The 255-nt window shown below is 65.5% G+C and carries 1 pseudogene; it reads right to left on the bottom strand.

From position 1 onward, the window contains the following. Positions 1–255 (bottom strand): annotated as a pseudogene (locus AAEZ09_RS28740) (TonB-dependent receptor); the annotation flags it as partial.

Here is a 255-nt window from a genome sequence, read left to right as displayed (position 1 = left end):
CCATCACCCGGCGCATGCAGCGTCTGGGCGCCGTCGTACCAGACGTACTCGTAGTAGCGGTCGGTGAGGTTCTTCAGCTGCAGGTCGACGGCCAGCTGCTCGGTCAGCTGGTAACTGGCGCCCAGGTTGAACAGCACGTAGCCGCCGTACTTGCCCTGGGTGTTCTCGCGTTCGAGGTAGTAGTCGGTCTGGCCGTTGAGCCAGGCGCTGAGCTGCAGGTCCGGCGTCGCCTGGTAGGTGCTGCCGGCCGAGTAC

The organism is Pseudomonas sp. 65/3-MNA-CIBAN-0223, from assembly GCF_040310425.1.
GTDB classification, from domain to species: Bacteria; Pseudomonadota; Gammaproteobacteria; order Pseudomonadales; family Pseudomonadaceae; genus Aquipseudomonas; species Aquipseudomonas gregormendelii.
The sequence above is the reverse complement of the archived record's forward strand: the minus strand, read 5'-3'. Positions and strand labels throughout refer to the sequence as shown.